This window comes from Kribbella sindirgiensis (assembly GCF_004331435.1).
Lineage (GTDB): Bacteria > Actinomycetota > Actinomycetes > Propionibacteriales > Kribbellaceae > Kribbella > Kribbella sindirgiensis.
The window spans coordinates 439959-452345 of record NZ_SJKA01000006.1 but is presented as its reverse complement, the minus strand read 5'-3'; the positions used below and the strand labels follow the sequence as shown (position 1 = coordinate 452345).

Annotated in this window: 11 protein-coding genes; 4 read left to right on the top strand and 7 right to left on the bottom strand. The window is 66.3% G+C overall.

The annotated features are described in order from the left end of the window. The first annotated feature begins 15 nt into the window (after positions 1 to 15). Together E0H50_RS19980 and E0H50_RS19975 are read left to right on the top strand one after the other, a co-directional pair. A complete protein-coding gene (locus E0H50_RS19980; protein ID WP_131290634.1) occupies positions 16 to 831 on the top strand; it encodes an acyl-ACP desaturase in 816 nt (271 codons plus the stop codon). Then, complete coding sequence (locus tag E0H50_RS19975) at positions 825 to 1640, top strand: alpha/beta fold hydrolase (protein ID WP_131290631.1); 816 nt, start codon at positions 825 to 827, stop codon at positions 1638 to 1640. The genes E0H50_RS19980 and E0H50_RS19975 overlap by 7 nt, the downstream gene beginning before the upstream one ends. Before the next feature lie 12 nt (positions 1641 to 1652). Here the strand turns inward: E0H50_RS19975 and E0H50_RS19970 are convergent, their stop codons facing one another. Continuing rightward, positions 1653 to 2573 carry an endonuclease/exonuclease/phosphatase family protein gene (locus E0H50_RS19970; protein ID WP_238151087.1) on the bottom strand — a complete coding sequence of 307 codons (921 nt, stop codon included), beginning with the start codon at positions 2571 to 2573 and terminating at the stop codon, positions 1653 to 1655. Between the two features lie 245 nt (positions 2574 to 2818). Between E0H50_RS19970 and E0H50_RS19965 the strand changes: the two genes are divergently transcribed. Next, entirely contained in the window at positions 2819 to 3421 is a 603-nt protein-coding gene (locus tag E0H50_RS19965; RefSeq protein ID WP_131290625.1) for a hypothetical protein, read from the top strand. A 125-nt stretch (positions 3422 to 3546) separates the two neighbouring features. Further along, positions 3547 to 4098, top strand: a complete 552-nt coding sequence (locus E0H50_RS19960) for a dihydrofolate reductase family protein (protein WP_131290623.1) — start codon at positions 3547 to 3549, stop codon at positions 4096 to 4098. On the opposite strand, the gene E0H50_RS19955 is transcribed toward E0H50_RS19960, so the two are convergent. The 6 genes from E0H50_RS19955 to E0H50_RS19930 form a co-directional block, all read right to left on the bottom strand. Further along, positions 4095 to 5108, bottom strand: coding sequence for an ABC transporter substrate-binding protein (locus tag E0H50_RS19955; RefSeq protein ID WP_131290620.1), 1014 nt, complete (start codon positions 5106 to 5108; stop codon positions 4095 to 4097). The genes E0H50_RS19960 and E0H50_RS19955 overlap by 4 nt on opposite strands. Before the next feature lie 36 nt (positions 5109 to 5144). Next, the gene (locus E0H50_RS19950; RefSeq protein WP_131290617.1) at positions 5145 to 7430 is read right to left on the bottom strand and encodes a glycoside hydrolase family 95 protein; all 2286 of its coding nucleotides are present in this window, start codon (positions 7428 to 7430) and stop codon (positions 5145 to 5147) included. Next, positions 7431 to 9098 carry a type 2 periplasmic-binding domain-containing protein gene (locus tag E0H50_RS19945; protein WP_131290614.1) on the bottom strand — a complete coding sequence of 556 codons (1668 nt, stop codon included), beginning with the start codon at positions 9096 to 9098 and terminating at the stop codon, positions 7431 to 7433. 27 nt (positions 9099 to 9125) lie between these two features. Continuing rightward, on the bottom strand, positions 9126 to 10055 hold the full coding sequence (locus E0H50_RS19940; protein ID WP_131290611.1) for a carbohydrate ABC transporter permease: 930 nt from the start codon (positions 10053 to 10055) through the stop codon (positions 9126 to 9128). Then, the gene (locus tag E0H50_RS19935) at positions 10052 to 11059 is read right to left on the bottom strand and encodes an ABC transporter permease (protein WP_238151086.1); all 1008 of its coding nucleotides are present in this window, start codon (positions 11057 to 11059) and stop codon (positions 10052 to 10054) included. The genes E0H50_RS19940 and E0H50_RS19935 overlap by 4 nt, the downstream gene beginning before the upstream one ends. A gap of 346 nt (positions 11060 to 11405) precedes the next feature. Beyond that, positions 11406 to 12251: a phosphotransferase enzyme family protein gene (locus tag E0H50_RS19930; protein ID WP_165547218.1), complete on the bottom strand. Its 846-nt coding sequence runs from the start codon at positions 12249 to 12251 to the stop codon at positions 11406 to 11408. Positions 12252 to 12387: the final 136 nt, after the last annotated feature.

Here is a 12387-nt window from a genome sequence, read left to right as displayed (position 1 = left end):
AGTGAGCTGCGAGAATTGCTCGACTGGTACCTGAGTTCCTGGGGACCGGTCGACTGGACAGCGGTTCGCCAGGTTTCCGATCTCGATGCCGATCCCGAGCTGGGCAGAATGCTGCTGGCTTTGTCGATGATCGAGGCGGACTCTCAGGTCATGCGGCGCAAACTGGCCGCATCCGGAGCGGACCGATCGCCCGAACTGCTCGAGTTCATCGCTGTCTGGCTCGCGGAAGAGGGCGAGCACAGCCGCGCTCTGAAGCACATGGCCCGCAACTACGGGACGACCGACCTGGCAATCGACGAGCGGCGCTGGTCACGCGACATCCGGGCATTCATCACCTGGCCGAGCCTGTACCTGGGCCGGAGAATCCCCGGCTTGAAGGCCGCTTACTGTACGTTGGGCGCCATGCAAGAACTGGTGGCGCTGACCACCTACAACCACCTCGCGCAGCGCTGCGACACGTCGCCGGTCTCGTCGGCGCTGAGGGCAATCGCAAAACAGGAATCTCGTCACATGCGTTTTTATCGCACCGCAGCCGAGATCTTTCTCGGCGCCTCACCGGCCGCTCAGCGGACGACCCGCGTCCTGATCGGAAAGCTCTGGCGGCCACCCGGCATGGACCTGATCGGCAAGGGTTGGTACGAGGAGATCTTCGGCCCGATTCTGCGCGATCCGCAGTACACCTCCGCGCTGCTGCGGGTCGATCGAATCGTCTCGGCGCTCCCTGGCATCGGCTCGATCAGCGTGATGCGCGAGTATCTCCATACGCACGAATTCCCGGCACCAGTGGCGGCGGTCGCGCGGCGGGAGGCTCAGGGAGCGTCCGAGTGGTAGGCACTGCTGATGTTCTGGACAGGGGCAGCGGTCCGGCCTTTGTTTGCCTGCACGGCTTTCCACAGAACATGTCCGCATGGGACCAGGTCGCCGATCATCTCGTTGCGGCCGGCTTCCGCGTCATCGCCCCCAACATGCGTGGCTACCGCTCGGCGTCCGAGCTGGGGCCGCGACAGGACTACACCTCGACCAAGCTGGCCGAGGATGTTCTGGCGATCCTGTCGGAGCTCGAGGTCTCAGAAGCTGCGGTCGTCGGGCACGATCTCGGAGCGTCGGTTGCCTGGGAAGTCGCCCGGATCGCACCCAAGCAAGTGACCAGAATCTTCTCGCTCGCTGCTCCACACCCTGCGGCGTTTGTGCAGGCTTGTCTCTCGAGTGCCCAATTGCTCCGGGCGTGGTACGTCCTTGGCGCACAGTCCACGGCCTTGGCTCTGAAGTTGTTCTCCCCGAGGGACGCAGGTTCCGCGCGTCGGCTCGTCACTTTCCTGTCCGAGCGAGGTTTGGTCTCGCCGGAAGTCGACCGTTACCTCGACTATCTCCGCAGCGATCATCGCTTCGAGTCGGCGCTGCGCTGGTACCAGGCGATGCCGCTCAATGATCCCCGCAGCGTCTGGACGAAAGCGGAGGTGCCGGCGACCGTGATCTGGGGCAAGCAGGACCCGTTCACGAACGGACGATCCGTCGACCTCACCTGCCAGTGGACGAACTCCACCTGCTCCGTTCACCGACTTCCCGATGCCGGCCACTGGTTGCTGGACTACAACGCCAAGCCAGTGTCCGAGATCCTGATCGAGGACATGAAGCATTGAGCGGGAGTCTTGTCAGATTCGTAGCTCGGCGACGACCGGGCGGTGATCGCTGCCCGTCGAGCTCATCACCCAGGCCTTGGTCGGGGTGACGCCGCGCACCAGGATGTGGTCGATCCGCGCCATCGGGAACTTCGACGGCCAGGTGAACCCGAAGCCAGTGCCCGCCGCGCCCTGCGCCGAGCGGAGGCCGGCCGTCAGCGGGGCGAGACTGCGATCGTTCGCCGTACCGTTGAAGTCGCCCATCACGATCACGCCCGCGAGCTGCTCGTCGGCGATCTGCCGGCCGAGTGCCTTGATCGTGTCGTTGCGCTGGTCCGACGTGAAGCCGCTGGTGCCGACGCGGACCGAGGCGAGGTGCGCGACGTACACGGCGACCTTGCCCTCCGGCGTGCTGACCTCCGCGCGCAGCGCCCGGGTCCATTTGAAGCCGACGTCGACGGACTTGGTCTCGACGACCGGGTACTTCGACCAGAGGGCGACCGTGTCGCGGGACACCTGGTACGGGTACAGCTTGGCGAAAGCAGCCTTGTAGATCTTGAGGTCCGACGAGGTGAGCTCCTCGAGCGCCATCACGTCGGCGTCGGCCGCGATCAGGTCCTGCGCGGTCTTCTCCGGGTCCGGGTTGGCGGCGTCGACGTTGTGCGTCAGCACGCGCAGGTCGTACGCTCCCCCGCCACCCTTGCCCGGGACGAGCAGGTTGCCGAACATCAGGCCCCACACGAGTGCGGGGACCAGCAGCGCGACACCGGCCGTCGCGGACCGGCGTACCAGAGCCGCGAGGCCGAGGACCGGCACCGCGACGCCTACCCAGGGCAGGAAGGTGTCGAGCAGGCTGCCCAGGTTGCCGATCGAGTTCGGAACGTAACGGTGGAACACCAGCGGCAGCGCCGACAGGATCGCCAGCACCGCGATCACCCGTCCGCGCCGCCACATGCCACCATTCTTCCTCCGCCGCGCGCTGGTGCGCGGCGGCGGCGGTTTGCGAGTGGCGACAGCTGTCTGGCGGTCCGGCATGGAGCGATTGTTGCGGACGGCCGGGCCGGACCAAAGTCCGTGCACGGTCAGGGACGGCGATTTCATCCGTACGGACGATCGCCCGGCACCGGAATGATGAGGAAACCGTGAGGATGGCGGGAGAGCTCTGGTGCCTTCGGGTGAACGCATCGCACAATGCCCGTATGGCGTCAGCGCAGATCACCGAGCCGTTCGTCGTCAGGCGCCACGGGCTCGGTACGACGAAGACCGCGCTCGCGCTCGGTACCGCGGTCTTCGCGCTGATGGTCGTCCTGACGCTCACGATCGTCGTGGTGCAGGCGATCCGGGGCGCCTCGATCCGGGAACCGCTCGAGGCCGTGTGGCTGGCCTGGGGCGGTACGCCGCTGATCTTCGCGGTCGGGCTGCCGATTCTGCTCGTCGTCGGCGCGATCACGGCGTACGAGGAACGCCGCGAGGAGGACACCGACGACGTACTGCTCACCGTCGACGACACCGGCATCTACCTGGGCGGTGAGCAGCAGCGCACGATCCCGTGGGCGCAGGTCCGCGGCGTCTGCCGGCTCGAACTCCAGGACAGCGAAGAGACCTGGGAACCGCGGCTCGTCGTCATGCTCGTCGACGAGGACGCACTCCCCCGCAGCACCAAAGCGTGGGGCCCGTCCTGCCCCTGGCCCGGCACCCACGAAATCCTCGGCCGAACCCTCCCGTACAACGAACTGGCCACGGCAATCGCCCAGCGAGCCCCGCACATCCACGTCACCGACCGCGGCCGCGTCGAGGACTGACCGCAGGTCACCGTCGGGACATGACGGCTGCTGCGGCTTCCCTCGAGCCTTGAATGGTGTTTTCGTGGCTGAGAAGGTCTTCGCGGGGCAGGGGCTGCCGGTGCGGGAGGGGCAGGAGGGGTGAGATGGCCAAGCTGGTCTATGCGGCGATCACGTCACTGGACGGGTACGTCGAGGATGCCGACGGCAACTTCGACTGGGCGGCGCCGGACGAGGAGGTGCACACCTTCGTCAACGCGCTGGAACGCCCGATCGGCACGTACCTGTACGGGCGCCGGATGTACGAAACGATGCTCTACTGGGAGACCGCGACCGATCAGTCGCCGGCGACCCGGGAGTACGCGGCCATCTGGCGGTCGGCCGAGAAGGTCGTGTACTCGCGCACGCTGCAGGCGGTGACCAGCGCGAAAACACGCATCTGGCGCAGCTTCGACGCCGACGCCGTACAGCTCCTCAAAGAGTCGTCCGCCGCCGACATCAGCGTCGCCGGCGCCGAACTGGCCGCCCAGGCCCTCGAGTCCGCCCTCGTCGACGAGATCCACCTGTTCCTCAACCCGGTCATCGTCGGCGGCGGCAAACGGGCGCTCCCCCACCACCTGCAGCTCTCACTGGAGCTGGTGGACGAGCACCGCTTCGCCGGCGGCGTCGTCCACCTGCACTACCAGGTGAAGAACTAGCCCTTGGGGCCGAGGAGTTTTTCGAGGTCGGTGAGGACGTCCATGGCGCCGATGGGGCCGAGGCCGAGGAACCAGACCTCGTCGTCGACGCGGGCCGACTTGCCGGCCTTGACGGCAGGGAGGGACTTCCAGAGGTTGCCGTTGACAACCTTGGTCTCGTCGGTGCTGTCGGGCTTGCCGTAGCTGGAGTAGAAGATCCAGTCGCCGGCGGCCTGGCCGATGTTCTCCTGGGAGACCTCGACGGCGAGGTCCTGCACGTCCTGGATCTTCGGGCGCGGCAGGCCGACGTCCTTCAGGATGACGCCGATGAACGACAGGTTGCCGTACAGCCGGATCTGCCCCGGACGGAAACGGACCAGCGAGATCGTCGGCGTACCCTCCACCTTCGACTTCACCTCGTCGGCGCGCTTCTGGTAGTCGTTCAGGATCGACGTCGCCTGGTCCTCCGCGCCGACCGAGTCCGCGACCAGCAGGAAGTTCTCCTTCCACGGGAACCCGGGCCGGATGCTGAACACCGTCGGCGCGATCGCGCTGAGCTTCTCGTACAGGTCGTTGGCCCGCAGCTTGCTGCCCAGGATCAGGTCCGGCTTCAGGGCGGCGATCGCCTCGAGGTTCAGCTCGCTGATCCCGCCGACGGTCTTGATCCCCTGCGCCTTGTCGGCGAGGTACGACGGTACGCCGCTCTGCCCCGCGGTCGTCGCCATCCCGACCGGGGTGATGCCCAGCGCCAGGACGTCGTCCAGCTCGCCGCTGTCCAGCACGACCACCCGCGACGGCTTGGCCGGGATCTCGGTCGAGCCGAGCGCGTGCTTCACCGTCCGCGGGAACGCTCCCGGTGCGGCGTCCGAGCCGAGTTTCGCGGTCTCCTCGTCGGCCGTCTTGAACAGCCGCCCGCCGGTCGCCACTTCCTTGTCACCGACGCCGGCGTCCGCGCTCTTGCTGTCCCCGCCGCCACACCCGGCCAGCACCAGCACACCCGCCGCCACCACGATCCCGATCAGTCTCTTCACGGACGTTGAGACTACAACAACCCAGGTAAGGCACACCTAACCCGCCCCGATTGTGAGATCGCGGCGCTCGCCGGCGGCGAGGGTGAGGGTGATGGGGGTGTTGGTGGCGAGGGCGATCTGGTGGGTGCCTGCGTGGGAGGCGTGTACGACGGCTTCTGTCAGCTGCCCGTCGCGCCAGGTGACGTCGAACGTCAGCCCGCCGCGGGCCCGCAACCCGCGGAACGATCCGTCCGGCCACTCGGCCGGCAGCGCGGGGAGCACGCGGATGACGTCGGTGTGACTCTGCAGCAACAGTTCAGGGATGCAGCCGGTCAGCCCGAAGTTGGCGTCGATCTGAAAGATGTCGCCGTCGCGATGCATGAGATTGTCCGACACCAGCCGGCCCAAGTAGTCCTGGATCACCGCCACAGCGCGAGACGGCTCGAACAACCGCGCCCACAACGCCACCAGCCAGGCCGCGGTCCATCCACCGTTCACCGCGCCCTCGGTCCTCCGCTCCAACGAGGCGCGAGCGGCCGCGGCCCATTCCGGCGTCCGCAGAGGATCAATCTCCGCGCCCGGATACAGACCGTAGAGGTGCGACTGATGCCGATGCTGCGGCTCCGACGGTTCCCAGTCCGTCGGCCATTCCAGCAACCGGCCGTCAGCCGTCGTACCGATCCGCGGCAACCGTCCGCGGGCGATGGTCGCCCGGCGCGCGAGGTCGGACGAGAGCCCCAGCACACCCTCCGCCTCGACCAGATTCGCGAACAGCTCGCGGATCAGCCAGATGTCGTACGTCGACGTGAGGTCGACCGATGCCTTCTCGCCGGAGGGCAGCACGAAGTGATGCTCCGGCGCGGTCGACGGAATGAACTGCAACTGCTCACCATCGTCCACGAGCATCGCCAGAACGAACTCCGCGGGACCCGCGATCACCGGATACGCCCGCTCCCGCAGGAAACCAACGTCCAGCGTGAACCGGTAGTGCTCCATGAGATGCGCCGTCAGCCATACCCCGCACGTCGCGCACATCGACCACACCGGATCGTCGCCGCCGTCGCCGACGGGCCAGGTCGCCCGCCAGATGTCCGCGTTGTGGTGCGACACCCAGCCGGGTGCGTCGTACAGGATCCGGGCCGTCTCGGCACCCGACGCGGCCAGACCCTCGAGCAGGTCGGTGAGCGGGTCGAAGCACTCGCTCAACCCGGTCAGGTCGGCGAGCCAGTAGTTCATCTGGGTGTTGATGTTGTTGGTCCAGTCGCTGGCCCACATCGGGCGCCGGTCCTGGTTCCAGATGCCCTGCAGGTTGGCCGCCTGCGTCCCAGGGCGGGAGGACGCGATCAACAGGTACCGACCGAGATTGAAGGCCAGCGCGACCAGATCCGGATCGTTGCCCCCGGCACCGACCGCCCGCACCCGCTCGCCGGTCGGCGCGTCCACCACCGGGCCGAGCTCCAGCGACGCCCGGTCGTACAACGCCGCATGATCCTCGATATGCCGCTCCCGAAGCTTGTCCACGGCAACCGAATCCAGCACGGAAAACGCTGTATTCAGGGCAACCAGCGGATCCCGTCCGGGAGGTACCCGCCAGCCGGCGAACGTGCTCGCCGCCGCCAGTACGACGGTCACGCGGGACGCCCCGCGCACCGTGACACCGGCATCGGACGTCGTCACCGATCCTCCGTCGGCGAACGCCCGCAGCGCGACCCCGAACCCGATCCCGCGACCGTCCTCGTACCGGATCGGATCGGGACTCTCCCGGTACTCGATCGTCAGATCCGACGGCGCCCGTCCGACGACTCCATAGGTGCCATCCGCAACTTTCACCGAAACCGGATGCCGACTCTCCAATGCGAGATCGAGATCAACAGCACCGTCCCGATCGGCCGTGATCGTCCAGGTCAGCACCTGGTCCGGCGCGGACACGAAGGTCTCGCGCCGGAACCGGGTGCCGTCCACCGTGTAGTCCACGCCCACGACGCCGGTACTCAGGTCGAGCGTGCGCCGGTAGTCAGTCGCCGTACCGCCCGACCGGATCACCAGATCGGCGAGCGGCTGGTACGACTCCACCAACGGACCCTGCAACGCGCGGGTCCGTTCGGTGGCCGCCAGCTGATCACGGTCTTCCAGCAACAACCGGCGTACGTCGGCCAGCACCGCCGGCCCGTCCGCGACCTCGAGCGAACGCGGACCGTCACCGGACCAGACGTCGTCGAGGTTGAGCGCGATCCGCTCGTCGGCGACCCCGCCGTACACCTTCGCGCCGAGGTGCCCGTTGCCGAGTGGCAACGCCTCGAACCAGTCCGCCGCGGGGGCGTGGAACCACAGGAGGTGGGACAATTACTTGCTTCCGCTCTTGTACTTGTCGTAGGCCTGCTGGTTGATCTCCAGGTACCGCGGCATGCCGGTGCTCTCGAGCCCCTTCACGTACGCGTCCCACTCGGTGTCGATGTTCTTCGAACCGGTGATGAAGGCCAGCTGGTTCTGGTTCACGTACGTGTTCAGGTTGGTCTGCAGCGTGGCGAGCTCACTGCTCAGGCTCGGGTCCGGCCAGACCGAGGTCGAGGGGAACCACTGCGCCTTGTCCTCGTGACCCTCGTACTGCTTGGTGGCCTCGAACAGCCGCCGCTCCAGACCGTCGCCGGAGTAGATGTCCTTCGGCACGACCTGCGAGTTCCTGAAGGCGAGCGTGATGTTGTACTGCGCCATCGCGTCCCACGAGAGGTTCTTCGGCTGTTTGTCGCCGGAGAACCGGTACCACGCCGGCTGACCCTCGAGCCCGATCTCTCCGGCCTTCGGCTTGCGCCAGCCGACGTTCTCCGGGCCCATCAGCGAGACCTCGCGACCTTCGTCGCTGTAGATCCAGTCGAGCATCTTGATCGCCGCGACCTGGGCCTCCTTGCTGGCCTTGTTGGTCAGCATGAACGTGTACCCAGTCGAGCTCGGGTAGTTGTACCCCGTGTAGCTCTTGCCCTCCGGGCCGGTCAGCGGCGGTACGGCGTCGTACTGCTTGTCGCGCCCGTCCTTGGAGTCCAGCTGGACGAAGATCCCCGGCCAGAGCACCGGCACCGAGCCCAGGACGACGGCCTTCGGGTTGTTGCCCTGGGCCTGCAGCGCCTGCGCGTTCTGGGTGAACGCCGCCTGGTCGATCAGGCCGTCCTTGTAGAGGCCGCGAATGTACTTCAGGCCTTCCTTCCACTGGTCCGACGTCACCGGCGTGGTGACCTTGTCGCCGTTCAGGGTGAGGAGCGACCGGACGCCGTTGTTCGCGCCGACCGGGTCGTAGGCGAACGCGTTCATCAGGTACGCGATCAGACTGCTGTCCTGGACGTCGGTGGTCATCGGGATCTCGTCGGCCTTGCCGTTGCCGTTCGGGTCCTTGGTCTTGAACGCCTCGAGCACCTTGCGCAGGTCGTCGGTCGTCTTCGGCACCTGCAGACCGAGCTTCTTCAGCCAAGTGCTGTTGATCCACAGCTTGTCCGGGTACGTGCAGTGGAAGCAGTCCGACCACTGCGACAGGGCGTAGATGTGCCCGTCCGGCGCCGTCACCATTTCCTTGAAGGTCTTGTTGGAGTCCAGCGCCTTCTGGATGTTCGGCGCGTTGTCCTTGATCAGGTTCTCCAGCGGCTGCGCGACGCCCTGCTGACCGAGCTTCAGCACCTCGGCCTGGCTGAAGCCGTCGACCCACGGGATCAGCAGGAACAGGTCCGGGTAGTCGCCGCTGGCCAGCGCGATCTGCCGCTTCTCCTTGGCCGCACCGGCGTCGAAGGTCGTGGTCTGCCAGCGGAACTGGATCTTGAACTTGTCGCTGACCACCTTGGTGACCGCGTTGGTGTCCAGGTTGGTGCCGTTGGAAGGATCGGCCGGCGCGAACACGTCGAGGACGACCTTGCCGTCGGCGCTGGTCTCGTTCGCGGCCCCCTTGCCCGACTTGTCCGAGCTGCACGCCGCCAGGGCGAGCGCGCCGGCGATGCCGAGCGCGACGACCTTGCTCACGGATGAGCGCATTTCTTGTTCCCTTCTGAAGTGGGCGTTTCAGCCCTTGACCGCGCCGACCATCACGCCCTTGGTGAAGTGGCGGGCGACGAATGGGTAGATGACCAGTACGGGCAGGCTCGAGATGACGATGAGCGCGTACTTGAGGACGTTGGCCAGCTGTTGCTGCTCGAGTTGCTGCGCGAGGTTCTGTGCGCCCGCGCCGCCGTACTGGTTCAGGATCAGCACGTTCCGCAGCACGATCTGCAGCGGGTACAGGCCGGGGTCCTTGAGGTAGATGAGCGCGTCGAAGTAGCTGTTCCACTGGAAGATCGCGTACATCAGCGCGATCACCGCGATCACCGGCTTGGACAGCGGCAGCACGATCGACCACAGGAACCGCAGGTCGCTCGCCCCGTCGATGGTGGCCGCCTCGTACAGCTCGTCGGGGATCGTGCTGCGGAAGAAGGTCCGCGCGATGATCACCTGCCAGACCCCGATCGCGCTCGGGATCACCATCGCCCAGCGGGTGTTCAGCAACCCGAGGTCCTGGACCACCAGGTACGTCGGGATCAGGCCGCCGGAGAACAGCATGGTGAAGATCAGCACGCTCATGATCACGTTCCGGCCGAAGAACGTCCGGCGCGACAACGGGTACGCGATCGCGATCGTCAGCGTGACACTGATCAGCGTGCCGCCGATCGCGTAGATGAACGAGTTCAGGTAGCCCTTCATGATCAGCGGATCGCTGAACGCTTCCCTGTAGGCCTTGAGCGAAGGCTCGATCGGCCACAGCAGCACCCGGCCGGCGCTCACCGCCGACGGGCTGCTGAACGAGTTCGCGACGATGTAGATCAGCGGTACGGCGACCAGGATCAGCGCGATCCAGAGCATGATCTTCACGCCGAGCAGGAAGATCTTGTCGGTCCGCGTCTCCTCGATCGTGGTGCGCTCCGACGTACGCCGCAAGCCTTGCAGTGTGATGCTCATGACCAGAGTCCGTTTCCGGTGATGCGCTTGGCGGCGAAGTTCACGCCGAGCAGCAGGAACAGGTTGATCACCGAGTTGAAGAGCCCGATGGCGGTCGCCATGCTGAAGTCGGCGTTCAGCAGGCCGGTCTTGTAGACGTAGGTGGCGATGATCTCCGACTGCGCGGTGTTCAGCGGGTTCTGCAGCAGGAAGGCCTTCTCGAACCCGATCGACATGATGTTGCCGACGCCGAGCACCAGGATGATCACCGCGGTCGGCATGATGCCCGGCAGGTCGACGTGCCGGATCCGCTGCAGCCGGCTGGCGCCGTCGATCCGCGCCGACTCGTGCAGCGCCGGGTCGATCCCGGACAGCGCGGCCAGGTAGATCACCGCGGAGTACCCGGTGGTCTGCCACACGTCCGACCACACGTAGATGTGCCGGAAGTAGTCCGGCCGGCCGAGGAAGTCGATCGACGGTACGCCGAACAGCCCGATCGCGTCGTTCACGAACCCGAGCCGCGGCGACAGCACCAGGATCGTCATCGAGACCACGACCACGGTGGAGATGAAGTACGGCGCGTACGTGACCAGCTGCACGGTCTTCTTGAAGCGGCCGTTGCGGATCTCGTTCAGCGCGATCGCCAGGATGATCGGGATCGGGAAACTCGCGAGCACCGTGTAGACCGACAGCAGGAACGTGTTCTTCACCAGGGTCCAGAACACCGGGTTCTGGAAGAACAGTTCGAAGTTGCGGAAGCCGACCCAGTCACTGCCCCACGGGCCCTTGATCGGGCTGTAGTTCTTGAACGCGATCACCGCGTTCGCGATCGGGATGTACTTGAAGATCACGAAGTACGCGAGCGGTACGACGACCAGCAGGTAGAGCTGCCAGTGCCGCCGCAGACTGCGCGCGGCCTGGGTCCGGCGAGTCGTTCGCGGTGGTTTCCGGGCGGTCGATGCCGCCGGCGGTGCCGCTGCCGGCTGCTGCCCGCGGGCCGGTTTCACCTCGAAGGTTGCGCTCACTCCGCATCCTTTCCCTCACGCGCTGGAGTGGAACCGATATCCGATAGGATCTCGGGTTTCGCTATCCCGGAGGATGACACACAACCCCCGCGGAGTGGAAGACTTCCCGCCCGGGTCGATACCGGACGGTGACCGAAGCGCCTCAATCCCTTGCAGACAAGGGATTCCCGGCGTTGCCCCCAGCAACTAGCGGTCGTAGAACGACGAATGATCCGATGGCTCGCCACCGGATCCGGGCATCACGAGATCACGTCCGGAGTCGCTCTGAGCCACCGCCACCGGACCGATCCACAATTTATTTCTTCGGTTAACTATATCGCAGTCAACCTGCCGGTGACGCCCTATGTCAAGACCTGACCGCGGCCAGCCGGCGGTCGATCGTCACCTCGTCGAAACGCCCCGCCTGGCGGCCGTTCCAGAGGTCGGCCATCACCATCAGCACCCGGAACACAACCCGCAACGGCCCGATCGCAGCCAGCTCATGTTCCGTGAGCGGATCCGTGGCGGCTCGCTGATAGCCCTCGATCAGCTCTGGTCGCACCCGGGCGATCACGAGCTCCCACGCGCGGCTGTCCGGGTGACACAGGTCGAAGTCGATCACCCCGGCGAAACGACCGTCCTCGCCGAAGTGCAGGTTCCAGCTCGCGAAGTCCCCGTGCACGATCGTCTGCGGCAGTTCCAGCAGACCGTGCGCCCGCACCAGTTCCTTCGCGCCGTCCATCGCCTGCTCGGCTCGGTCCGCGAGGTCGGGCCGCAGCAGTTCGACACCGCGGTCCCAGCCCTGAAGCTCCCCCATCGCATCCAGGTCCGCGGCCTGGAAGAACCCCGGCCGCGCGCCGAGGTCAAGGCCACTCAGGTCCGCATGCAACCGTGCAAGCACCTCACCACGCTCCGCCTGCTGCGCCGCGGTCTCATCCTTGTGCGGTTGGCCCGGTACGAAACGGGTGACCGCCCAGAGGCGTCCGTCGTACCGGACCGGACCGGCGATCCGCGCGGGGACGCACCACCCGCGCGCTGTCAGGTGATCGAGCACCTGGGTCTCGTAAGTGAGGTCCTCTTCAGTCCTCAGCAGGTGGTACCGCCGCAGGATGTGACGGTCGCCATCGCCTGTCCAGAGGTGCCAGTTCCCGTTCCGAACCGAGTCCTCGTCACCGAGCCGGGTCGGCTCCAGTCGGACCGGCTCGAGTCCCATTGCTTCCACCACAGCACCCAGCGCGACCATTAGCTCATCCTGGCCGGAAGCCGGTCGACGGGCAAAGAGAAACCTGACCCGACCATCACGGGGGAACGGCCGGGCCAGGCACTACCGATAGTACCCCTGATCACCA